At 40.3% G+C, this 24,224-nt stretch carries 22 protein-coding genes and 4 pseudogenes; 13 read left to right on the forward strand and 13 right to left on the reverse strand.

All coding sequences use genetic code 11. The annotated features are described in order from the left end of the window. Window positions 1-262 precede the first annotated feature (262 nt). Both WN50_RS17250 and WN50_RS17255 read left to right on the forward strand, forming a co-directional pair. Window positions 263-1,993, forward strand: coding sequence for an efflux RND transporter periplasmic adaptor subunit (locus WN50_RS17250; RefSeq protein ID WP_046276495.1), 1,731 nt, complete (start codon window positions 263-265; stop codon window positions 1,991-1,993). A gap of 132 nt (window positions 1,994-2,125) precedes the next feature. Beyond that, entirely contained in the window at window positions 2,126-5,392 is a 3,267-nt protein-coding gene (locus tag WN50_RS17255) for an efflux RND transporter permease subunit (RefSeq protein ID WP_046276494.1), read from the forward strand. Between the two features lie 107 nt (window positions 5,393-5,499). On the opposite strand, the gene WN50_RS35015 is transcribed toward WN50_RS17255, so the two are convergent. Together WN50_RS35015 and WN50_RS37665 are read right to left on the reverse strand one after the other, a co-directional pair. After that, window positions 5,500-5,871 (reverse strand): class I SAM-dependent methyltransferase (locus WN50_RS35015; protein WP_235441001.1); only part of this gene is annotated, 372 nt, incomplete at its 5' end. A gap of 1 nt (window position 5,872) precedes the next feature. Next, window positions 5,873-6,412, reverse strand: a pseudogene (locus WN50_RS37665) (class I SAM-dependent methyltransferase); the annotation flags it as partial. A gap of 782 nt (window positions 6,413-7,194) precedes the next feature. Between WN50_RS37665 and WN50_RS17270 the strand changes: the two are divergent. After that, complete coding sequence (locus WN50_RS17270; protein ID WP_046276493.1) at window positions 7,195-7,671, forward strand: cupin domain-containing protein; 477 nt, start codon at window positions 7,195-7,197, stop codon at window positions 7,669-7,671. Here the strand turns inward: WN50_RS17270 and WN50_RS17275 are convergent. Beyond that, window positions 7,668-8,486, reverse strand: a complete 819-nt coding sequence (locus tag WN50_RS17275; protein ID WP_049559982.1) for a calcium-binding protein — start codon at window positions 8,484-8,486, stop codon at window positions 7,668-7,670. The two genes, WN50_RS17270 and WN50_RS17275, sit on opposite strands and share 4 nt — an antisense overlap. A 64-nt stretch (window positions 8,487-8,550) precedes the next feature. Between WN50_RS17275 and WN50_RS36345 the strand changes: the two genes are divergently transcribed. Both WN50_RS36345 and WN50_RS36350 read left to right on the forward strand, forming a co-directional pair. Further along, on the forward strand, window positions 8,551-9,306 hold a 756-nt coding region (locus WN50_RS36345; protein WP_235441002.1), incomplete at its 3' end, for a CocE/NonD family hydrolase. Between the two features lie 45 nt (window positions 9,307-9,351). Continuing rightward, window positions 9,352-10,395 (forward strand): CocE/NonD family hydrolase, encoded by a 1,044-nt coding sequence (locus tag WN50_RS36350; protein WP_342586764.1) that lies wholly within the window; start codon window positions 9,352-9,354, stop codon window positions 10,393-10,395. 34 nt (window positions 10,396-10,429) lie between these two features. Here WN50_RS36350 and WN50_RS17285 read toward each other — a convergent pair whose 3' ends face one another. Both WN50_RS17285 and WN50_RS17290 read right to left on the reverse strand, forming a co-directional pair. Continuing rightward, entirely contained in the window at window positions 10,430-10,657 is a 228-nt protein-coding gene (locus tag WN50_RS17285; protein ID WP_072075596.1) for a ferredoxin family protein, read from the reverse strand. Window positions 10,658-10,802: 145 nt separating this feature from the next. Beyond that, window positions 10,803-11,150 (reverse strand): hypothetical protein, encoded by a 348-nt coding sequence (locus WN50_RS17290; protein ID WP_046276490.1) that lies wholly within the window; start codon window positions 11,148-11,150, stop codon window positions 10,803-10,805. A gap of 87 nt (window positions 11,151-11,237) precedes the next feature. Between WN50_RS17290 and WN50_RS17295 the strand changes: the two genes are divergently transcribed. Continuing rightward, window positions 11,238-11,888, forward strand: coding sequence for a DUF938 domain-containing protein (locus WN50_RS17295; RefSeq protein ID WP_046276489.1), 651 nt, complete (start codon window positions 11,238-11,240; stop codon window positions 11,886-11,888). A gap of 390 nt (window positions 11,889-12,278) precedes the next feature. Here the strand turns inward: WN50_RS17295 and WN50_RS17300 are convergent, their stop codons facing one another. Next, window positions 12,279-12,512: a LapA family protein gene (locus WN50_RS17300; protein ID WP_046279658.1), complete on the reverse strand. Its 234-nt coding sequence runs from the start codon at window positions 12,510-12,512 to the stop codon at window positions 12,279-12,281. A gap of 86 nt (window positions 12,513-12,598) precedes the next feature. Here WN50_RS17300 and WN50_RS17305 point away from each other — a divergent pair, with 86 nt between their 5' ends. Beyond that, complete coding sequence (locus tag WN50_RS17305) at window positions 12,599-13,504, forward strand: vitamin K epoxide reductase family protein (RefSeq protein WP_046279657.1); 906 nt, start codon at window positions 12,599-12,601, stop codon at window positions 13,502-13,504. A 203-nt stretch (window positions 13,505-13,707) separates the two neighbouring features. Further along, a complete protein-coding gene (locus WN50_RS17310) occupies window positions 13,708-13,932 on the forward strand; it encodes a hypothetical protein (RefSeq protein ID WP_046279656.1) in 225 nt (74 codons plus the stop codon). A gap of 529 nt (window positions 13,933-14,461) precedes the next feature. On the opposite strand, the pseudogene WN50_RS31020 reads toward WN50_RS17310, so the two are convergent. Together WN50_RS31020 and WN50_RS17315 are read right to left on the reverse strand one after the other, a co-directional pair. Next, window positions 14,462-14,962: pseudogene (locus WN50_RS31020) on the reverse strand (GTPase); the annotation flags it as partial. 23 nt (window positions 14,963-14,985) lie between these two features. After that, a pseudogene (locus WN50_RS17315) lies at window positions 14,986-16,618 on the reverse strand (GTPase family protein); the annotation flags it as partial. Window positions 16,619-16,739: 121 nt separating this feature from the next. Here WN50_RS17315 and vapB point away from each other — a divergent pair. The 5 genes from vapB (at window position 16,740) to WN50_RS17345 (ending at window position 18,454) form a co-directional block, all read left to right on the forward strand. Next, on the forward strand, window positions 16,740-16,958 hold the full coding sequence (vapB, locus tag WN50_RS17320) for a type II toxin-antitoxin system VapB family antitoxin (RefSeq protein ID WP_046279654.1): 219 nt from the start codon (window positions 16,740-16,742) through the stop codon (window positions 16,956-16,958). Beyond that, on the forward strand, window positions 16,959-17,168 hold the full coding sequence (locus WN50_RS17325; protein ID WP_049559987.1) for a PIN domain-containing protein: 210 nt from the start codon (window positions 16,959-16,961) through the stop codon (window positions 17,166-17,168). It abuts the gene before it with no gap. 58 nt (window positions 17,169-17,226) lie between these two features. Further along, window positions 17,227-17,550, forward strand: coding sequence for a type II toxin-antitoxin system VapC family toxin (locus WN50_RS17330; protein ID WP_235441004.1), 324 nt, complete (start codon window positions 17,227-17,229; stop codon window positions 17,548-17,550). Between the two features lie 100 nt (window positions 17,551-17,650). After that, window positions 17,651-17,902 carry a hypothetical protein gene (locus tag WN50_RS17335; protein WP_046279652.1) on the forward strand — a complete coding sequence of 84 codons (252 nt, stop codon included), beginning with the start codon at window positions 17,651-17,653 and terminating at the stop codon, window positions 17,900-17,902. Window positions 17,903-18,112: 210 nt separating this feature from the next. Continuing rightward, entirely contained in the window at window positions 18,113-18,454 is a 342-nt protein-coding gene (locus WN50_RS17345; RefSeq protein ID WP_046279651.1) for a type II toxin-antitoxin system RelE/ParE family toxin, read from the forward strand. A 240-nt stretch (window positions 18,455-18,694) separates the two neighbouring features. Here the strand turns inward: WN50_RS17345 and WN50_RS33445 are convergent. The 5 genes and pseudogenes from WN50_RS33445 to ilvA all read right to left on the reverse strand — a co-directional run. Then, on the reverse strand, window positions 18,695-19,093 hold a 399-nt coding region (locus WN50_RS33445), incomplete at its 5' end, for a fatty acid desaturase (RefSeq protein ID WP_235441003.1). A gap of 13 nt (window positions 19,094-19,106) precedes the next feature. Continuing rightward, window positions 19,107-19,988 (reverse strand): annotated as a pseudogene (locus tag WN50_RS17355) (DUF3474 domain-containing protein); the annotation flags it as partial. A 69-nt stretch (window positions 19,989-20,057) separates the two neighbouring features. After that, window positions 20,058-20,189 (reverse strand): hypothetical protein, encoded by a 132-nt coding sequence (locus WN50_RS36940; RefSeq protein ID WP_281062867.1) that lies wholly within the window; start codon window positions 20,187-20,189, stop codon window positions 20,058-20,060. Window positions 20,190-20,434: 245 nt separating this feature from the next. After that, on the reverse strand, window positions 20,435-21,433 hold a 999-nt coding region (locus WN50_RS17360), incomplete at its 5' end, for a TMEM143 family protein (protein WP_053221537.1). A 778-nt stretch (window positions 21,434-22,211) separates the two neighbouring features. Continuing rightward, window positions 22,212-23,723: a threonine ammonia-lyase, biosynthetic gene (gene ilvA / locus WN50_RS17370; RefSeq protein ID WP_046279648.1), complete on the reverse strand. Its 1,512-nt coding sequence runs from the start codon at window positions 23,721-23,723 to the stop codon at window positions 22,212-22,214. Between the last annotated feature and the right edge of the window lie 501 nt (window positions 23,724-24,224).

Raw genomic sequence — 24,224 nt, forward strand, 5'->3', positions numbered from 1 at the left:
CCGGGGTGATGCAGCGCAAAGTCCGATCTCGGCGGAAACCGCTCGAGAAGGAACTTTGCAAGACAGGAACGAAACATTAATACGGTTTAAACCGTGTTATATCAGTTTTCGATAGCAGTCGATAGGCTGTATCAATGTATGGAGCTGCACATCAGGACATTCTCATCTCAAGCTTTGGGAAGATGAGTAGTTTGTTGAAATTTTATTAAACTTTGTGAAGACAGAACTCGTCTAAACACAGGAAGACCGATTGGGTAAAACTATGTCAAACGCTCCATTGTCCAAATCTACGGAACAAGAAGAACGTCAATCCCCTGCTGCGTTGAACCCAATGGTGGACGCAGCCTCAGAACTTCAAGTCTCCCCGGCACCGCCCCAACCTCAACCCGTTGAACGGGGTATCGGATGGTTACAAGTGGGAATTGTCATCTTGATGGCTCTCGGAGCAGGTTTTGTTGGGGGGAAGTGGTGGGAAAATCAGCAAGCGAACAAAGCCCAAGCCCCGACGGAAAACGCCTCAGCCCCCCGAAAAGTTTCCGTGAAACTCGCAACCGTCGAAGCCACCACCTTAGAAGAAAAATCAGAGTTTGTTGGCACTTTAGAAGCCAAACGTTCGGTAGATATTCGCTCGGAAACGGAAGGGCGAATTACGCAGATTTTTGTGGAGTCAGGGGATACCGTCAGACAGGGAGAAGCGATCGCCCGTCTCAAAAGTGAAAATGTCGAAGCCCAATTGCGAAGCGCCCAAGCCAATGTCAGCCGCGCTCAAGCCAGACTGGCGCAACTGAAAGCGGGAAGTCGTCCCGAAGAAATTGCTGCCGCCCAAGCGAGGTTAAATCAAACTCAAGCTCGTTTAGCTGAATTAGAAGCGGGAACTCGAGCCGAAGAAATTGCTCAAGCTCAAGCGAGATTAAACCAAGCTGAAGCCCGTTTAGCAGATGCTCGTTCGGGAAGTCTTGATGATGAAATTGCTCAAGCTCGATCAAGAATTGAAGCCAATCAAGCTGATTTAGAACTGGCAAGGGAACGAACGAATCGCTATAATCAGTTGCGAGAACAGGGTGCGGTTTCTCAAGATGAACTCGAAGAATATCGACAAAATGAACGGCGATTGAGTGCGATTGTAGAGGAATCTCAAAGACGTTTACAACAACTCCAACAAAGTCAAAGAACTCAAATTGAGCAACTCCAATCTACTGTTGACATGGAACGTCAAGCGTTGCGACAATTGGAAAATGGAGCGCGTCCCGAAGAAATTGCTCAAGTTGAAGCGGAAGTCGCCGAAGCCCAAAGTGAACTGAATGAATTATTAAATGGAACTCGTCCCGAAGAAATTGATCAAGCCGAAGCTGAAGTCGCACAAGCGATCGCGCAAGTGAGTGCTTTAGAAGTGCAACTCCAAGAAACCTCCGTTATCGCTCCGTTTACTGGAATTATTGGTGATGTTTCCGGTAAAGTTGGTGATTTTATTAGTCAAGGTGATGCGATTACAACCTTAACCGAAAATCAACGTTTAGATTTACGTTTACCGATTCCAATTGAACGAAAAGCCGATTTAAAAATAGGATTACCTGTACAAATTAGCGATCCCCAAGGGAAATTGATGGGGACTGGAGAAGTGAGTTTTATCTCGCCCACTGTTGATCAAAACTCTCAAAGCATTCTGGCAAAAGCAACCTTTAATAATCAGCAAGGACTGTTCCGAGATAATCAATTTGTGCGTTCGACGGTGATTTGGAATGAACGTTCGGGTACAGTGATGGTACCTGTTAATGTGATTACGTTCCGAGGCGATCAACGGTTTGTTTTTGTTGCGGAAGGCGATGATGAAGATACATTAACTGCAAAACAAATACAAGTCGAACTGGGTTTAGTTCAAGGTGATAATGCGGAAGTCGTTTCAGGATTAAAACCCGGACAAAGATTAATTGTTTCCGGGACTCAAAGATTATCAGATGGTGCAGCGATTCAAGTGAGCAAACCGAGCAATTGAAGCAAAAAAATGCTATTGAATTTAGTGAGTAAAATCTCATAATCATTCGGGATGAATACTCAAAATTATCCCCTTTAAACGTCTTTTTCAAAAAAAGATTAACGCTCATTTTTTTAATGGATCTCACTGATTATGTTCACCCACTTCTTTATCAAAAGACCAGTCTTTGCGTCTGTTTGTTCCCTGATGATTATATTGATTGGATTCATCAGTTATAGTCGGCTTCCGGTGCAAGAATTTCCCAGTATTGACCCACCGCTAGTCACGATTCGGACAACATATCCCGGTGCAAACCCAGAAGTTGTAGAAACAGAAGTAACAGAAATTATCGAAGCCGCAGTCAATGGCGCTCAGGGTATTAATACTTTAACTTCATCTACTCGGGAAGGGGTGAGTACCATCCAAGTTCAGTTTAATTTAGAACAAGATTTAGAAGTCGCCGCGCAAGACGTGAGAAACCGAGTTTCCCAAGCCATTCGCAGACTTCCAGACGATATTGATCCCCCGGTTGTTACCAAAGAAAGTAGCGACGATGAAGCGATTATGCGGATTGCGATTTCGGGAGAAAACTTCACAACTTTAGAACTGAGTAACTATGTAGATTTGTTTATCAAAAATGCACTCGAAACCGTTGATGGAGTTGGGAGCGTTACGATAGGGGGAGAACGTCGTTATGCGATGCGATTGTGGCTAGATTCGCAAAGAATGGCGGCTCGAAATGTTACGGCGTTAGATGTTGAACAAGCTTTAAGACGACAAAACGTAGAGATTCCGAGTGGTCGAATTGAAGGAGAAATGACTGAATATCCAGTCAGAACACTCGGACGTTTACAACGACCTGAAGAATATGAAGATCTAATTATTAGAAGCAATGCTGATGGCTCCCAAATCCGTTTAAGAGAGATTGGACGAGCAGAAATCGGCCCTCAAGATGATCGGACAATTGCCCGTTTTCGAGGTTTACCTGCGGTGTCTGTGGGGATTAGTAGACTTTCAGGTTCAAACCTTCTCGAAGTGGCAAGTGGAATCAAAGCAAAAATGGCAGAACTTGCCAAAAACTTCCCCGAAGGAATGAGTTATACCATTGTGGTTGACTATTCTGAATTTGTAGAAATTGCCATTGCAGAAGTTTGGCAGAGTTTGTTTATAGCGATTGCTTTAGTTATCCTTGTGATCTTTGTTTTCTTGCGAAACTGGCGAGCGACTTTGATTCCGACGATTACCATTCCGGTGTCTTTAATTGGGGTGTTGGGGGTGATGTTTGCGCTCGGATTTTCGATTAATACCTTAACCCTATTTGCCCTCACTTTGGCTACAGGTTTAGTGGTTGATGACACGATTGTTGTTCTCGAAAATATCGTTCGCTATATTGATGAAAAAGGCATGAAACCCCTGACCGCTGCTTTAGAGGCGGTGGGAGAAGTCGTTTTTGCGGTGATTGCGACAACGGTTGTGTTAGTAGCAGTGTTTGTTCCGGTGGGATTTTCTGGGGGAACAACAGGAAGATTATTTAATGAATTTGCGATTACCTTAGCAGGTTCTGTCGTGGTCTCGACTTTCGTGGCGTTAACGCTTGCCCCTGCGGTTTCGGCGCTCATTCTTAAGCCGAGTAATACTGAAAAAAAGCGCAATGCTTTAATGAAAATTTTGTCTTTTCCTCTGGATCTGATTGAATGGATACTCAATCTCATTCAAGCGGCTTATGGCAGTTCTTTAAAGTTAGTCATGCAACTCAAACCGATTGTATTACTCGTTTTTCTAATTTCTTTAGCGGTGACTGCATGGCTGTTTTTACAAATCCCTCAAGGTTTTTTACCGACTGAAGATCGAGGACGAGTTTTTGTTCGGGTTAGTTCACCGGAAGGTGCGAGCGTAGAATATACAAATAATGTGATTTTACAAGTGGAAGACATCCTGGCTGATGTTCCTGAAATGCAATCTTATTTTACCTTGTCAGGGTTTGGTCGAGGTGCATCTCAAGCAAACCGAGGTGCTGCTTTTACTCGTTTAATTCCCTGGTCAGAACGAACAGAACCCGGTCAGTCTCAACAAGAAATTGTTAAACAATTAATTGGCAAATTATCTAAGATTACAGAGGCTTTAGCGTTTGCTATTAATCCCAGTTCGTTACCCGGAACAGGTAGCGGTCAACCGATTAGATTTGTGATTCAAGGAACCGATTTACAAGAACTGGCTAGAGTGTCTGATGAATTTGCAAAACAAGCCCAAGAATTACCCCAAGTGGTGAATGTTGACAGCAATTTACAGATTAGTAAACCGGAGTTAGTTTTAGAAGTGGATCGCGCCTTAGCCGGAAATTTAGGCGTATCAGTTCAGGATATTTCTCGGACTCTACAGATTATGTTAGGCGGCGAAAATATCACCAATTATAACGAGGGAAATCAGCGCTATGAAGTCGTGGTTCGGGGTGAAAAAGAATATCGTTCGACTCCCGATGATATTCGGGAATTATATGTGAGAACTCAACAGGGACAAATGATTCCTTTGAGTAGTTTAGTTACGGTTAAAACGTCTACAACGCCTCCCGAAATTAATCACTTTAACCGCTTTCGTTCCGCAGAAATTGAAGGAAGTCCGGCGGCGGGTGTGAGTTTAGGGGATGCGATCGCTGCTTTGGAAGACTTAGCGAGGGAAACATTACCGGACGGAATGCGAACCGACTTATCCGGTGAGTCCCGAGAGTTTAGAGAAGCGGGTGATGCAACATTGCTGATTTTTGGTTTGGCGATGGCGTTTATTTTCCTGACTTTAGCCGCACAATTTGAAAGTTATGTTGATCCGTTAATTGTGTTGTTGGCGGTTCCGTTATCGCTTTTGGGTGCTTTTGCTGCGTTATGGATCGCGGGGTTGGAGTTGGATATTTACAGCCGCATTGGGTTAATTATGTTGATTGGTTTAGCGACCAAAAACTCTATTTTGATTGTGGAGTTTGCCAACCAACTCCGAGAACAAGGATTATCGATTACTGAAGCAGCAATTGAGGCGGGAACGGTACGATTTAGAGCGATTTTAATGACGGCTTTTTCAACAATTTTTGGTGTACTTCCCCTCGCTTTAGCAACAGGTGCGGGTGCAGCGAGTCGGGTTTCTATTGGGTTGTGTGTGTTAGGCGGAATGCTGATTTCAACAATTTTGAGTTTGTATATTATTCCGGTTTTTTATGCGATCGCTCAAAATCTACAACTCAAATTTTTTGGGAAATCATCGCCTGAAAAAGATTTACATCCAGTCCCAGAAACCAACGGACATTTTCAAGACTGGAATGGGAATGGGAATGGTCATCATACCAATGGTCATTATCAGAATGGGAATGGTAAAAATGGTTCATCTCATTCAATCAATGAGCAAGATTCAGAAATCTCTAAAAACAAGAATTAAATAATCAATCAATTTTGCAGATTGAGTTTAGGTTCAAAATGAGGATAAATCCTCTAAACCTAAACTCTTTTTCTTGTTCTGTTTTAACTGTTTTATTCCGATTAGACTTAGACTCCTGTACGCTTTGCTGTTAGGTAAAAATTCGTTCTTAAAGATAGAGGTAAGTGATCGGGATTAAAAACTTTTAAAGCTGCTAATCCCAACCCTCCTAGATAAGTCTTGACCTTGACTTTGAAAAAATCGGTGACAGTCGGAACATCATAAAATTGTATTGAATTAAATCCATTTTTCTTTAATCTTTTAATCATTCCCCAGTAAGTATGTAAAGAACAATGATCGACTTGCCATTTGGTGAAACTTCGCCATCGAATCGTTTCAAATACACTATTGGTTAGTTTGTTTGGGGTTTGAATAATATACAAGCCTTCGGGTTTTAAAACGCGATGAACTTCTTGTAAATGTAAATCCGAGTTGGGGATNTATTGAATTAAATCCATTTTTCTTTAATCTTTTAATCATTCCCCAGTAAGTATGTAAAGAACAATGATCGACTTGCCATTTGGTGAAACTTCGCCATCGAATCGTTTCAAATACACTATTGGTTAGTTTGTTTGGGGTTTGAATAATATACAAGCCTTCGGGTTTTAAAACGCGATGAACTTCTTGTAAATGTAAATCCGAGTTGGGGATATGTTCAAACACATCAAAACTCATCACAACATCGAAGGAGTTATTGGGAAAGGGTAACGCTTCTGAATCAACTTGCGATAATGGTAAATCACCATATAGCGTTTGACTTTCTTGAATTCTGACGGGGTTAATTTCTATTCCTGTTATCAGATATTCTTGACGATAGAAGTGGTTGAGTAAATTGCCATTTCCACTGCCAATTTCTAAGATAGTATCAGTTGATTTTAGAAGATTTGCTTTCTCTAAAAAATCAAGATTTGATTCAAGATTGCCAAAAACTTTTCTTTGATGAAAATCATTGATGACCAAAGCCGGATCTTGATAATTCATGGTAATATTGTATGGGTGGTTGTTTGTGTATTTCTAAGTTACTTTTCACTTGCTTGTCTTAAGTTGATTAGAGGGAAATTATGGAAGATTAGTTAAACTTAACTCAGTATAAGTTTTTTTTATCGAAAAAAAAGTACATATTCTTAACGTCTTTTTAAAGGAGTTCCATCCAGTAACTTTACAAAAGCTTTAAAAAAACGGGTGATCATCCAAGTCTGGCTTTACATAACAGGGTGAACTTCAGAAATTGAGATCTCAAGAACGTTATGTATCATATTTTTATGGATTTGTCAATACAGGATGTTAGTACATTTGCAGGGGGAAAGATTACTCGAGGTCATTTTGAAGTTTTATTAACTTAAAATTTCCAGAAGTTCTCATTCTACAAAATCAGAAATTAATCTTAAATTTTTCCCCATTCTAGAATCAATTTTCGATGAACTGCTAATAGAAAGTAGGTTGGCATTGATACAAAATTCAAATTGAAGTTTACAAAACTTGAGAAAATCGCGATCGCATTCTCCAAAAATCAGTCACAATAGCAATGGAAACAGACACAGATGAGGACAACAAAAGATGAGCGNCATTCTACAAAATCAGAAATTAATCTTAAATTTTTCCCCATTCTAGAATCAATTTTCGATGAACTGCTAATAGAAAGTAGGTTGGCATTGATACAAAATTCAAATTGAAGTTTACAAAACTTGAGAAAATCGCGATCGCATTCTCCAAAAATCAGTCACAATAGCAATGGAAACAGACACAGATGAGGACAACAAAAGATGAGCGATCGCTGTATGATCCCCATTGTCAAATCTCCTAAAGATTACCAAGCTTACCGTATTAGTCCTCACGATACCAACCGCTTGGCGTTGGTGTTTGATCCCGATGTCGCTAACGCTTCAATAACCGTTTGTTTGGAAATATTCGATATCGGTGGAAAAACCCCACCCAACCGACATCAACTCGCTGTTGAGATGTTTTTCATTATCAAAGGGGAAGGAGTCGCTAGTTGTGATGGAAAACAAGTCAACATTCAAGCAGGTGATAGTATTTTAGTTCCCCCAACCGGAACCCATATGATTGAAAATACAGGTTCGACTCGGTTATACACCCTCTGTATTATGGTTCCGAATGAAGATTTTGCAGAATTAATTCGTCGGGGAATACCTGTCGAATTAGACGAAGAAGATTTAACAGTATTGACTCGGGTTGATGGCTTTGCTGCGGCTTCAATGATTCATTTATCCTCTGTTTAAAACAGTCCATCCGCAGACATAAACCGATCACTTCCTAAATTGGCTAAAACTTCCGGTTCTACATTCAAAACATATCCCAATAACTGATTATTTTCCGTTATTCTAATAGCAGTCCCCGTGAGAACTCCATCGTCATCTGGATCGAGATCTTCGGGGGATATCCCTCCTTTCTCTAAAAAGTCAAGTGCATTGGGTACTGAAGATAAAACGATAGGAAGAATGAAGTTTGTGGTTACTCCAAAAGTTTCCAGACTGTTAAAAGTTTCAAAGGTAATCTCTTGTCGGGTTAACCCTTCTGTTAGTCCGATTTTATCATTAGCCGCATTAAAATCAGTAATAATTGCATCAGGAAGTTCTATTTCATCCGGTACTCCTGGAATTAAAGACAGCAAAGAATTAATGTCTTGAATTTGTCCGGCTTGATCGGTTCGCAACACAAAAACATCCCCAGCTTCACCGCCTTTATAAACATCAACTTCGCGATCGCCAATTAAAGTATCAACTCCTTCTCCTCCGACTAATAAATCCGATCCACTTCCACCCCATAACAAATCATCGCCTAAACTTCCATCTAATAAATCAGTATCTTTATTTCCGAATAAAGTATCTGCACCTGCTTGTCCAAATAATTCATCATTGCCTTGACCCCCATAAATGACATCCCCATTTTGTGACCCAGTAATGGTATCATTATCCTGAAAAGCTAATACTGTTGTAGAGGAGGAAGCCTGTTCGGAGGTTAGTGTATCATTATCAGGATTATTCGTGGCGAACCAAGCGGGAAGAGACTCTAATAAACCTGGAGTAAGTACCATAATAATCAGTGTGTTTTATTTTTAGAGATCATCATTTTTTCTAGTATAGTTCAATTTGCTATCAATGAGAATTATTAAGCAAACTCAATCAATGTTAACTCGGGATGGTGTCCGTTTGGATGCGGATATTTATCGTCCCGAAGAAACAGGAGAATTTCCAGTTTTATTAATGCGACAACCCTATGGGAGAGCGATCGCGTCAACAGTTGTTTATGCTCACCCGACATGGTACGCTCAACAGGGTTATATTGTTGTAATTCAAGATGTACGTGGACGGGGAACTTCCGAGGGTGAATTTAAACTTTTTTTGAAGGAAATAGCAGACGGAGAAGATAGTATAAATTGGGTGGCAAATTTACCGGGAAGTTCAGGAAAGGTCGGAATGTATGGGTTTTCTTATCAAGGAATGACTCAACTGTATGCAGCTTCTACCTGTCCAACTGCCTTAAAAACGATTTGTCCGGCGATGATTGGTTATGATTTATATGCAGACTGGGCTTATGAGGGAGGAGCGTTTTGTTTACAGGCAAATTTAGGCTGGGCGATTCAACTCGCAGCAGAAACGGCTCGAATTAAAGGAGATGAAACCCCCTATCAAGCTCTTTATAAAGCCTCACGTAATATACCTTTATTTGATCAAATTCCGGCTGTTCCAGAGATTTTAAAACTGTTGGCTCCTGATTCATTTTATCACGATTGGATTGAAGAAAATCAACCGAGTGATTACTGGAAAAATCTCTCTCCAAATCTCGATAATGTTGATTTACCGATCTTACATATTGGCGGATGGTTCGATACTTATCTACGAGGAACATTGAACNCACGTAATATACCTTTATTTGATCAAATTCCGGCTGTTCCAGAGATTTTAAAACTGTTGGCTCCTGATTCATTTTATCACGATTGGATTGAAGAAAATCAACCGAGTGATTACTGGAAAAATCTCTCTCCAAATCTCGATAATGTTGATTTACCGATCTTACATATTGGCGGATGGTTCGATACTTATCTACGAGGAACATTGAACTTTTATCACGAAAGCGTCAGTCACAGTCAACATCCTCAATATCTGATTATCGGGCCTTGGGCGCATCTTCCTTGGGGAAGAAAAGTGGGTGCAATAGATTATGGAATAGAAGCTGATAACCCCATTGATGAGTTACAAATTCGTTGGTTTGATTATTTTTTAAAAGGAATAGATACCGGAATTTTAGAGGAATTACCCATCACTTTATTTGAAATGGGAAGTAACCAATGGCGAGAATTTGAAACCTGGCCAAAAGCAGAGTTTAAATCCTATTTTCTGGTAACGAACGGACTGGCGAGTGTTCGGGAAGATGCGGGAATTTTACAGGAATTTGTTGAGCAAAATTCAACGGATATTTTAGTTCATGATCCTTGGCGACCTGTCCCTGGATTGGGGGGTCATGCAACATTTCCGGCGGGTTCTTTTGAACGTTCAGCCTTAGATTGTCGCAGTGATATTTTAACCTATACTTCGACACCTTTAGAAACCGATTTACATCTGGCTGGCGATGTTTTTGTAGAGGTTTATTGTGAAGCGGATACACCCAGTTTTGATTTATCTGCTGTGCTTTCTGAAGTGCGAAAAGATGGCTGTGTTTATAATTTCACTCAAGGTTATATTCGAGTTGAATCTTCAGAAAATCCAATTATAATTAGACTGCAAGCGACTTGTATTAAAATGGTCAAAGGAAATGCCATCAGGTTAAGTTTAAGTGGGGCTTGTTTTCCGGCTTATCCCGTTAACCCCGGTACTGGTCAACCTCCCAGTAAAACTCGTTTAATTGATGCTAAAATTATTACATTAACTCTATATTGTGGGGTTGATTTTACCTCAAAAGTTGTTTTACCTGTAGTCAATTTCCCCGATAGAGTAAGGACGTAAAATTTACGTCCCTACTTGATGCTAATGTTGCTAATTAGCTGGGAGTTTTCTGCAACCCAGGTCTTTCTTCTGGGAGAATTGCACCGACAACGGGGCAAACTTGCAGACAAATTCCACAGTCAATGCAGGTATCAAAATCAATCCAGAACCAGTCAGTACCCTTGGTATTTTTGCCTGGGCCTTCGTGAATACAAGCAACTGGACAAGCTGCAACACAATCTGCAACGCCTTCGCAGACATCAGTAACTATGGTATGTGGCATGGTGTGTTCTCCCTGTTTAGATCAGACGACAGGTATGACCCTAATCGATATCTTTTCACAAGTTTGAGATTACGGTTCACCCCCTATCAAAATTGATTTGACAGTGGGGTGAGATTTCAAACCTCTATTGATTATTGCAATAATCTCAAGCTTTTGGATATGTTCCTAACTCACAAGGCTGTTTCTCAGGGATTCTATCGATTCGGAAATTTGGCTGCTGTTTAGAATGGCAATCACTTTGTGCCATTCGTTCTCGAACCGAAATCGGCAACACAATCGGCCAAAATAGAGCCGCTCCAATTAATACAATCCAACAGGTTCTATCGGTAATTGAAACTGTAGAATCTTGAATAAACATCCAGAGGAGAGTGAATCCCACCGCTAGAGCGATTATTGTGTAGCCAGCAAGGTAATAATTAACCATGATCACAATCGCAAAATAATCAGTACAATCGGCTATCAACTCCTCACCTTTTTGGTAGACTTGACTCAAGTCAACTTTGTTTCTATTCTATCTACTGCATCATCCATTTGTCAGTCACTCTTTTGGATTAAATACATTCTTGCCACATCAGACTTTATGACTCAATCTCCAGATGTCAGACAATACGCCCCTGCAACAGAACGCAACCGCGAGCCGATTTTAGAGGTTTTGCAGCGAGTTTTACCAGCAAGGGGTATCGTATTAGAAATTGCAAGCGGAACCGGAGAACACGCGATCTTTTTTGCTCCTCATTTGAAAGCACATAAATGGTTGCCTTCTGACCCAGATATTAGCCATAGAGCGAGTATTCAGGCTTGGCAAAGTTATTTTCCCTCGGACAATCTTTATCCGCCCTTAGCCTTAGATGTGCGAGAATCAGTTTGGCCAGTTGAACAACCTCTCACATTGCATGAAATCCCATTAGAAAACAATCAAATTACTGCAATTGTTTGTATTAATATGATTCATATTGCCCCTTGGTCGGCTTGTTTGGGACTGATGGCGGGAGCGGGGCGGATTTTACCTGACGGGGGTATTTTATATCTATACGGCCCCTTCAAACAAGGGGGAAAACATACCGCAGAGAGTAATAAAATGTTCGATGAATCTCTACGTTTATCGAATCAGGAATGGGGAGTCCGAGACTTGGAAGAAGTAACAAATATCGCCCAAAATCATGCTCTAAAACACATCGAAACGATTTCAATGCCTGCTAATAATTTATCGGTTGTTTTTCAACGATGTTAACAGGTGTTACAAGATGTCCGACTAATCGATTATGATTATGTAGGGGCGGGTTCTAAACCATCTCTGAAACCCATTACTAAATTAAAAAACCCGCCCCGTCCCCAGAACACGCATTAATCAACCGGACATGGTTTTAGGGGTCGGGTGTATGGTATGAGATGATAACGGGTTGAGGGGCGGGTTTATATCAGTTATTTATGGGAGACATAGATTGTTGGGGAACCCGCCCCTACCAGAGATTTATTCTTCTTCGGATGTGACGCTGACTCGTTGCCCTATGGGGATTAAAATTGCAGTGAAAATCAACCCGACAGCCACACTAAACGCCAGAATAACTCCGACCGNTTATGGGAGACATAGATTGTTGGGGAACCCGCCCCTACCAGAGATTTATTCTTCTTCGGATGTGACGCTGACTCGTTGCCCTATGGGGATTAAAATTGCAGTGAAAATCAACCCGACAGCCACACTAAACGCCAGAATAACTCCGACCGGAATTTGTATAGACTCGAAGGTAAGAAACTTAATTGAGACGGGGGTCGCATTTTGGACTGAAACAATTGCGATCGCACTCATTCCAACCGCTAAAATCAGACAGGTTAAAATCGGGGATATGATTTTCATAGGAAAGCGGCTATCCAATCGCACGTCTAATCACTCTAGCGATCGCCAGTATATCACATCAAAATAGAGGATAGGAAACTGTAATTATGCTTCGCCAACGTTCTACACCTTGGATTCAACGCAAATCTCGCTTTATTATCGCAACGATTGCCGCTTTTGGGGCTGTTGTTACCGCTTATCTGACGATTGTCAAGTTGACGGGAGGAAGTGCCGCTTGTCCCGTAACAGGGTGTGACAAGGTGCTGTCAAGTCCCTATGCTGTCGTGTTTGGTTTACCGTTAGCTTTGTTTGGGTTTTTAGCCTATAGCGGTATGGGAACAATGGCTGTTGCACCTTGGTTGATTAACCCGGAGTCTCAAAAAGAATTACGTCAAAAAGCCGAATATTGGACTTGGTTGCTGATGTTTGCGGGGGGAGTCGCCATGATGATTTTTAGCAGCTATTTAATGTATTTAATGGCGTTTAAAATTCAATCTCTCTGTTTATATTGTATCGCTTCGGCTGTTTGTTCGTTGAGTTTATTTCTGTTAACGATTGTCGGTCATTCTTGGGAAGATATCGGTCAACTTATGTTTACAGGCTTAATTGTGGGGATGATCACCATTATTGGGACTTTAGGTGTTTATGCTCCCTTAAACAACCCTCAAGCAGGAACTCAAGAAACTTACGGCGTGACAACAGCATCTAATCCGGCTAACATAGCCCTAGCCGAACATCTGACTCAAGTGGGAGCGAAAATGTATGGGGCTTTTTGGTGTGATCATTGCAAAACTCAAAAGCAATTATTCGGAAAAGAAGCTGTTACGAAGCTGACTTATATTGAGTGTGATTCAAAGGGGAAAAACGCTCAACCCCAGTTGTGCCAAGCTGCAAATATTAAGGGTTATCCCACCTGGGAAGTGAACGGTCAACAGTATTCTGGGGTGCAACGGTTAGATAAATTAGCTGAGTTATCCGGTTATACTGGCTCACAAAGTTTCGGCAATCCGTAAACTTTTACCCCCTAATAAGTTAGGCAAGGATAAGCAGTTGTTCAATCGTTATTTTTTATCCTTGTCTAGTTTTTAATTAATTTTTCCTTTAATTCTTGACTCAAATCTCAATATCTCAATAATTGTAAAACTGTAAACTCTGCAACAAAGCACAAGCTGGGTTGTGATAAACAATCGAATCAGAAGCTCTGCGGAGATATTGAATGAAAAGACAAAAAAATGTTCCATCTACTTGTAAAAATTGCCGCTCCTATAAACCTGAAGGGCGACGTGGTGGCTTATGTCAATTGTTTCAAGTCCCGGTTCAGAGTGAGTGGGAATCTTGTTGTTTTGGAACTCTTCCCTTTAAAATTTCTTGGGAAAATAAAGAACCGGAGTTACAGGAAATCCCTGAAGTGATTGAAACGAGTTTTGAAGTCACGAGTTAATGGATGATTAAATGAGATCAAGTCCGGTTGATTAACTCTAATATTAGGGCTGGGGCGGGTTTAAACAGTGACCAGTGAACAGTTTACAGTGACCAGTCAACAGTCAACAGTCAACAGCGCGAAGTGCGAGCTTGGGGTTACGCCTGCGTAGAGCGCTTGCCTTGCGGCGGGCGCGGTTTCCGGCGAGAGCAAAGTTTGCAAGAGAGCAACTTCGTGCATAGAGTCAACAGTCAATAGTGATAACTGAGAACTAATAACTAATAACTGTAAACTGTAAACTGTAAAAGCTGGTAACTGATAACTGTATAACTGTAAACTGTAATGAACCCGCCCCTACAGAAATCCTATTTCTTGAATCGGATATAATATCACCTAGTAGTCAGGAACTCCGCCTTATTGCTAGGTGTCACAGGATAAGATATAGCAATCGGAAATCATTTGAAAATTGTTTAGCCCCCAAACCCCCAATAATGGGGGCTGTAAACTGGTAGGATTTTTCCGAATTATTTCACACTGCTATAGACAAGTTTTATGTCGTCTCAGATTTACTCTGCACCTGCTGAAAATAATACTCAAACCGTTTTCGCAATTGTTCAATCGTTAAATCTTTTGTCCAATATTCCACCAAGGCATGACCAAATGCCCAAGCATTTTGCTCCGGTTTACCGGGATTTTCTAATAATAACGGCCACAGCATTAGCAAGTCAAAATTCCGGCGATTTTTGCCTTCATCGGGATTTAACAGAGAAAACAAATCATATCCCATTTGTAGTTTCCCAATCACAACAGGTAACTGTTCAATCGGAATTTGTTCAGCCAGTAAATAAGCCAAAGTCGGGGAACCTGTTGAGAGGGTAGCAATATATTTGAGAATTGGACTTTTGACTAATGCGGCTAAACCTTGAGTCGTTGTCATTTGGAAAGTATAACGATCTATAATCTTAGCAGAGGCAACAGTACGAGCATCTAAATTGCGTAGAAATCGGGCTAACCGGAGTTGTTTTGTCGGCGAAATTAATTCTACTAAAGCAATCGATCGATTGCTTTAGTAGNGGGAACCTGTTGAGAGGGTAGCAATATATTTGAGAATTGGACTTTTGACTAATGCGGCTAAACCTTGAGTCGTTGTCATTTGGAAAGTATAACGATCTATAATCTTAGCAGAGGCAACAGTACGAGCATCTAAATTGCGTAGAAATCGGGCTAACCGGAGTTGTTTTGTCGGCGAAATTAATTCTACTAAAGCAATCGATAAAGCATCCATCCCCCAATCTTTTCGACTGCTATTTATATCTCCTGTTACTACAGGTAAAACCTGATGACAAACTTCTCCTAATCGTTCACTTCGATATTGGGTTGCTTCTCGAATTGCAATTTCTTTGGGGCGATTTCCACTTTGCCAATTATAGGGCGGTTCCCACTCTCGAAGGGGACGTAAACGATCCACTTGCGTTACAATCGTAATTGCCCGTAAATCTTCAACTTCTGCTTTTATATCTTGTAAAAAGTCTACATCCATTTGTAACGCTGGATCAAGAGCAGGGGTTACTAATAATAACAAATCCGTTTTGTTGATAAAATCTAACACTAAATCCCGCAAATCAGACCGATTAATTTGTTCATAACCCGGAGTATCCCACAATATTAACGTTTCGCCTGTGGGCGTTTGCCATTGATAACTTTGAATTTTATCGGTACTCGGTAAAACATCAACTTCGGCTTTTTCGGCTTGAAATAAAGTATTGATTAAACTACTTTTTCCCGCTCCGGTTCGTCCAGCCAGTAAAATATTAACAGGTTTTTGTTCAACTTCTTCTGTGGGTTCTGCTTGTTCAAAAATCTCTCGTAGGGTTTGAGTTTGGGCTTTCGGTAAAGTTGGGGTTTCTGTGGAAAAAACAGACGCCGGAAGTTGAGTTCCTGAATACAATGTAATGGCTTGACGACTGAGATTTCTGAGCGCAACTTCTCGCAACATTTGACTCAAATTTACCAATAATTGTTGATTAGCTTGATCATTGTAGCGTTTACTGGCAACTCTTGCAGCAGCAGCAGCCGGGTTAATCACCCACATTGCCCAATTCCAAACTTGCCAAAGTTTACGCGCAGAAGGTTCTAATTTTTGGTAAACTTCAATGGCTTGGTAAGCTTGACCAACTGTTACTTGATTCAGGGCAGGGGATAACTGTTGCATCCACCGATCCATATCATCAACAGTACCACGAATCAGTCCATAAGCTTGGGGAATGTAGATATTTAATAAAGGATATTTGACTTCAGGATAGTAAGTATTAGCGACTGTGACAACGACATCCTGACATCGTTGCCAAAATGTGACCCAATCTTGCCAAACAGGTGCATCATTGCGAGTTTGTTCGATGATTTCTTGTAATTTTGTTTCTATTTGTTGAGTCGCTGCATCTCCGGCTAAGGGCGTTTCTGCATTGTCTAAACTGGCTTCGAGATCTTTATTCACTTCTGCTATCACTGCTTCCATTTGTGCGATCGCAGGTTTTGTCCATCGGACTATCAACCACCGCCAACCGACAAAAACTAGGGTAACAATTCCCCAGATCCAGTTAATTCCCCATTGATTAATTTGATATCCTGCTGCTACCAGGATGAAGATGACAACAGAAGCGATCGGTAAAGCTAGAATAACCCATTGCCAAGGTTTTAATCGCACCATAATATTATCCTCAGTCAAACTGCACCGTTTGTATCAAGTTTAGCGTGTTCGGGTTAAATCGTTGGCGGGGATTTGTTATAATAATCTTGAAAATTTGTTCGACAGTGACACCGTTACACCAATGATAGAACCAACGATTTTAGATAAATTTGCAGCCCTTCCTGACTCCCTGAAAACGGAAGTTGTTCACTATATCGACTTTTTGTTAGAGAAATACGTCCAGACATCGCCCCAACTCGAACCCCCGAAAAAAAAGCGTGAAGCGGGATTATTGAAAGGAAAAATTTGGATGTCGGATGACTTTGATGCACCGCTTGAAGACTTAAAGGACTATATGTAGATGTTGCTAGACACTCATACTTTACTCTGGTTTCTTGATGATAATCCCAAGCTAACCCCAGAGATTAGAGACACTATTGAGACTGCTGATACTGTGGTTGTTAGTATCATTACTCTCTGGGAAATTGCCATCAAGCTTTCAATTCAAAAGTTATCAATGGCAAACGCCCACAGGCGAAACGTTAATATTGTGGGATACTCCGGGTTATGAACANGACACTCATACTTTACTCTGGTTTCTTGATGATAATCCCAAGCTAACCCCAGAGATTAGAGACACTATTGAGACTGCTGATACTGTGGTTGTTAGTATCATTACTCTCTGGGAAATTGCCATCAAGCTTTCAATTCAAAAGTTAGAGTTACAGTTGGAATTTCAAGAACTACCTAGTTTGTTAGAACAGCTTAATATAACTGTTTTACCTCTAATTTTTGCTGATTTACAGTGTTATGCTAGTTTGCCACTTCATCATCGCGATCCCTTTGATCGAATGTTAATTGCACAGGCGATCAATCATTCTTTGGTAATTGTTAGTAGCGATAGGGCTTTTGATCATTATGAAATTCAGCGAGTTAGGTCAGAAAAGCTTTAAATTTTCTAACTGCTCAACAAACGTTAAACCGCAATAGCAACTCGGATTTGCTAGAATACTAGAATCATAGACAAACCTTGAGGTATTAAAAAATTAGCCCATGTCAATTGTAGTCAATCTAACTCCAGAAATTGAAGCCAAGCTTCGGGAAAAAGCCATACAACAAGGACGAGATATTTCTGTTGTTGCGGCTGAACTTATTACCGAAATTCTCGAAGGGGAATTGCAGGATACAGAGGAAGCGGTTAAGGGTATCCAGAAAGGATTGAATGACTTTGAAGCAGGTCGATTTCGTTCTTTTGATGAATTTGCTGATGAACAACGTAAGAAATATAACCTATCCATTGATTGATGAAATATCAAGTTGAAATTTCGAGTCTGGCTGAAGCTGAAGCTGATTCTGCGTTTCTTTGGATGTCTCAAATTACATCCATAAGTAAAGCGAGTAGTTGGTATGAAGGATTACTGAAAGCAATCTCTTCTTTATCAGAGATGCCAAGACGTTGTTCTTTAGCCNATTTGCTGATGAACAACGTAAGAAATATAACCTATCCATTGATTGATGAAATATCAAGTTGAAATTTCGAGTCTGGCTGAAGCTGAAGCTGATTCTGCGTTTCTTTGGATGTCTCAAATTACATCCATAAGTAAAGCGAGTAGTTGGTATGAAGGATTACTGAAAGCAATCTCTTCTTTATCAGAGATGCCAAGACGTTGTTCTTTAGCCAGAGAAAATGAATACTTTACCTTAGAAATTCGACAACTGCTTTACGGTAAGGGACGCAATCAATACCGCATTATTTTTACAATACTAGAGGATGATGAAGTTTCTTTAGTTCGTATTCTCCATATTAGACACACCTCACAGCAAGCCTTAAATCCGACGGAAGAAGAAACTGAATAAATTGAAAAGCTTTCAATTGTATAACTTTATTGGAAGGGTTAGAGTGATGGCGATCGCTCCTATCGCGTTACTCTTTATTTTACATAATTTTTCCTAAGCCTCTTCGGTAACATGGGGCGGGTTTATATAAATTATTGATGGGAGACATCAATTTTTGCTGAACCCGCCCCTACAAAAATTTTACCCAATTAAATAGGGTGGGCAATGAATACCCACCCCGAAAAAATTCAGACGTTAGAGTTAGTCAGGCTTGTTCGTTTTTGAGGAAACTTTCGACTTCCAAGCGGACTGATAGTAAATCGGACTTCCCGCGTTTGGAACAAAATGACAAGTCATGTAAGAGTTAATAAAACTCTTCCAAATGGGTTCGTCAGACTTGTGATAATATTCACCCAAAATCGGTTTAATTGCCTCTGTTGCGGTTTTCAAATGGTAGTGAGGCATATTGAGGAAAATGTGATGGGCGACATGGGTACCAATATCGTGATGAATGGAATTGATAAAACCATAGTCGCGATCAATGGTAGATAATGCGCCTTTTAGGAAATACCAATCTTCGTTCCGATACCAAGGAATATCTGCTTCGGTGTGATGTAAATAGGTAACAAGATCTAACCACATCACAAAAATGATATAGGGNATGGTAGTGAGGCATATTGAGGAAAATGTGATGGGCGACATGGGTACCAATATCGTGATGAATGGAATTGATAAAACCATAGTCGCGATCAATGGTAGATAATGCGCCTTTTAGGAAATACCAATCTTCGTTCCGATACCAAGGAATATCTGCTTCGGTGTGATGTAAATAGGTAACAAGATCTAACCACATCACAAAAATGATATAGGGAACGAGATAATATTTCAGCAGGAATAACCAGCCAAATTCATAGGTTAGGAAACCGAGAAAACCTACCATTAATACCCAGCAAGTTGCACTGGTGATAATATCCCATTTTTCTGAAGGACGGAATAGGGGAGTATTCGGAGAAAGATGAGAACCTGCCGGATGAAGGAGGTAAACTGGATAAGCCAATAAAGGGATATAAAAGCGGAATAGCTTTTCATACCAAGGCATTTGATCATACTGACTTTCAGAAACCGGATACCAGCTTTCGTCTCTATCAATATTTCCGGTATTGGCGTGATGAGTTCTGTGACTAATTCGCCAGCCATGATAAGGTACAAGGATGGGAATATGAGACAAATGTCCGATGAGATTATTCAGCCATTTTTGCTTAGAAAAAGAACCATGACCACAATCATGTCCCACCACAAATAACGCCCAAAACATGGTTCCTTGCATTAGCCAAAAAATCGGGAAAAAGAACCAAGAATCGAGGCTATAGGCGATCGCATACAACCCGGCAATAATGGAAATATCGAGAAAGAAATAACTCAAAGACTTCCAGACTGAGGGTTCAAAACAATGGGCGGGAATTGCCGCCTTTACATCTTGGAGAGTAAAAGGTAACTCTGTTGTAGAGGAAAATGAGGCGGTAATAGTCGCCTGACTAACAGTATTTGATTGCACGAAATTTCCGATTTTACTTGAGTTAAAAAAATCTACATTTTGGGTTTAACCTAACACATTCAGCCTGTGTTAGCCGCTATTTTGACTCTGCAAAAGTGTCCAAGCGGTAGAATGCCGACGAACCTTCAGCTTGTGATTTTCTCCTAAACTGGCTTGTTGAATGCCCAGTTTGGAAAGAGGGCTTTGACTCTGTTGCTGCATCAAAATGTTCCGTGTGTTAGGCCAAACTGCAAAATGCAATTCATAAACAATGTATATTCTACCTTGGGATGGTTGTAGTTTTGACAATTAATTGCTAAATTCTGCGGCTTAGGCTTTTTTTCTTCACAAGTCTGGCATCTGTTGCCGCCCAACTCGCTTGCTGCCCAAGTTTTTCACAGATTAGTCACGTTTTCGAGACGGTTTAGGATGCCAGTTTGCCATTCTGATGAATGTTTCGCATTTTTTTACAAGGCTTTTCCGTTATATTGAAAGGCGTTATCCCAAACCCAATCAATAACAGTTCTTGCTTGTTTTAAAGGGATAACGTGACAATATCCTTGTTGATCATAGGATAATAACGGCACTTCCGGTTCATTCACATGATCTTCTATTTTACCTCTAATTTCTTGCAAGTTGTTTAACGGGCCATGAATATCAAAGTTAATTCTAATTCCTAAGTTTTCCTTCATCCAACTCTCTATTTTAGCATCTAACTGTTCAGGGTTCAAGGGGTTTTGACTCGTTAACAGATGATAATAGACTAAAATTATTTCTTTGCATTCTTCTTCTTCGGCAATATCAATGAATCGCTGAAAAACACTATCATTATTCGCTAAATTTTTAAAAAATAGTGTATCGGTGACATCTTTTTGAAAGAGGATTTTCTTATTTTTGTAATGGCTATATTGTTTGAAAGCAAACCCGCCGAGCGTCATGGCTAAAGATAACGTTGCGACTAAAATCGGCATGATATCTTGAAGTTTATCCTGTTCTACATTTAAAGACTGAATTAAATCTCTAGCATTTAAAACCAGTAAGATTGCAGCAATCAGTAATAAAATATTGGGTAAAGTTTTTAAGATTAGAGGAATTGCCGCTCCAATTGCCGGAATTCCAAACAATAACCGATCTTTCCAAGTCATACTGGTTTTCAGATTGGGAAACAATAAGTCAAGATCGAACTTGGGAATATTTTTATAAAAATAGACATACATTTTGCCGGGTGTAAATTTGAGTTCATCTAATGCTTTATGGTTGGACTCTTTGCGGCGAAAATATCCTTTTCCTTTGAATTTAAGTAGTAAAACAATTCGTTCAAAAATATCAATCGTTCTTTCTTCCTCCCAAAAGAAGAACTTTTTCACTTTAATTGTTGTCGTGGTATCACCCCGATAATAGCAGATAAATTCCTCAAAGTCATTAAAATCAACAGAAGTGTGCAAGTTAATCAAAGACTTTTTTCCNTCTTTGCGGCGAAAATATCCTTTTCCTTTGAATTTAAGTAGTAAAACAATTCGTTCAAAAATATCAATCGTTCTTTCTTCCTCCCAAAAGAAGAACTTTTTCACTTTAATTGTTGTCGTGGTATCACCCCGATAATAGCAGATAAATTCCTCAAAGTCATTAAAATCAACAGAAGTGTGCAAGTTAATCAAAGACTTTTTTCCTAACGCTTGATGAACGATGGATTTTGACAAGCGAACATAATTCGCTCGTTCTAAAATATGGTTAAACGCCTCAATCACTTTGGACTGCATTTTGCTATATTGATCTAAACTGGGTTCTTCTAAGGGTTCAATATCAGCATTGGGGTTAAAAACGGCGTAGTTGTCTTTGATAATTTCGAGGGTTTGATGAAAACGAAAGTGATAAAAAGCCGATATAATTTCGCAAAACTCTTTAAAGGTTTGACTATCCTCCNTTCTAAAATATGGTTAAACGCCTCAATCACTTTGGACTGCATTTTGCTATATTGATCTAAACTGGGTTCTTCTAAGGGTTCAATATCAGCATTGGGGTTAAAAACGGCGTAGTTGTCTTTGATAATTTCGAGGGTTTGATGAAAACGAAAGTGATAAAAAGCCGATATAATTTCGCAAAACTCTTTAAAGGTTTGACTATCCTCCCGGTTTAATTTGCCATCTTTAAGACAGAGTTCGATAATATCGCTACGACGATAGGGAATATAGGCTTCTAGATTGATGTTATCAGTCATAATACGCTCATAATTTTGTAATATAATTACCCTAAAAACAGTTGATAAGCGGGATTTTTATTTTCATCCCAATAGCGATAACCGAGAGTATCCAGAAACGCTTGCCATTGTTCCATTTCTTGGGGAGGAACTTGCATTCCCACTACAATTCTGCCATAGTCTGAACCATTATTTCGGTAATGAAATAGGCTAATATTCCAGTTGGGACTCATGGAAGCGACAAACTTCATTAAAGCGCCAGGACGTTCGGGAAATTCAAAACGATATAATAATTCGTGGTGAGCCAAAGGGGAACGTCCGCCAACCATGTGACGCAAATGTAATTTGACCAATTCGTTATCGGTTAAGTCTAAAGTTTTCAATCCCTGCGCTTCAAAGCTTTCCATTAATTGTACCGCATCGGCACGGTTTACAATTTGAACTCCGACAAAAATATGCGCTTCTTTTTCGTCAGCAATTCGATAGTTAAATTCGGTTAAACTGCGCTTTCCTAAACAGTCACAAAACTGACGAAGACTACCGGGTTTTTCGGGAATTGTGACTGCAAAAATTGCTTCTCGACGTTCTCCGAGTTCAGCACGTTCGGCAACAAACCGCAAACGGTCAAAATTCATATTCGCACCACAAGCGACAGCAACTAACGTTTTATCTTGAATTTGTTCTCGTTCAACATATGCTTTTGCTCCCGCAATTGCTAAGGCACCGGCAGGTTCTAAAATCGAACGAGTATCTTCAAAAACATCTTTAATTGCTGCACAAGTATCATCGGTTCCGACTAATATAATTTCATCTACATATTGTTGACAAAGGCGAAACGTTTCATCTCCAACTTCGCGCACCGCAACGCCATCTGCAAACAGTCCGACTTGCGATAATTTAACGCGATGTCCGGCTTTAAGTGACTGCGACATGGCATCCGCATCAACAGGTTCAACGCCGATTATTTTAATTTCTGGACGCAAGCGTTTGACATAAGCCGCAATTCCTGAAATTAATCCACCACCGCCAATTGCCACAAAAATTGCATGAATCGGTTGTTGATATTGTCGCAAGATTTCCATGCCAATTGTACCCTGTCCAGCAATCACATCCGGGTCATTAAACGGATGAATAAAAGTTAAGCCTTTTTCGACTTCTAATTGACGAGCATATGTATAAGCTTCATCAAAGGTTTCTCCGTGTAATACCACCTCGCCACCTCTGGTTTTAACGGCATCAATTTTCACTTGGGGAGTGGTGACAGGCATGACAATAATCGCTTTTGTTCCTAAATAATTCGCCGCCAAAGCAACACCTTGAGCGTGATTTCCAGCCGATGCAGCTATCACCCCAACGGCCAGTAAATCTGGGGTAAGTTGTGCCATTTTGTTGTAAGCTCCCCGCAATTTAAAGGAGAAAACCGACTGCATATCTTCCCGTTTGAGGAGGAGTTTATTGTTCAGTCGTTTAGAGAGGTTGGGAGCGGGTTCTAACGGCGTTTCTTGAGCGACATCATAAACACGGGCGGTGAGAATGCGTTCGAGGTAGTTGCAGTGCATGGAGTTAAGCGAGTGCGAACAACAGACAGGGTATTATTTTACAGGATTTTTGTTACTTTTATGTCAGTCCGATTAAAAGTTAATGGTTTTACAGATTGATGTTATAATGATAAAACAGATTGAATATTGTTATAGTTTAAATAAAATTTACAATTTACTCAAGCGATCGTTTAAAATGTATTGTAGAGAAGAATAGGATCTAAGTGCAGCCTATCGTCAATCTTTTCGATCCGTTAATTTCTCTCAATTTAACCGTTCTTGGTTCAACATCAACTCACCATTCGGGATCAAAACTGAGTTGTGTTTTGAGAGATAAAACTTGGCTATCATCGCCTCATCAGGGTGAAAACTTAGTAATTTTTAGAACGTTTTTTTGGAGGAATGACTCATGGATAAATCCATTATTCAGTTAGCTGACGCACTTCCCACCGATAATATTACGGTCAAAGTGTTAAAGGCACTTGATTATATCATGCCCGGTCAGTGGAATAATTTAGTCGG

The sequence above is a fragment of the Limnoraphis robusta CS-951 genome (genome assembly GCF_000972705.2).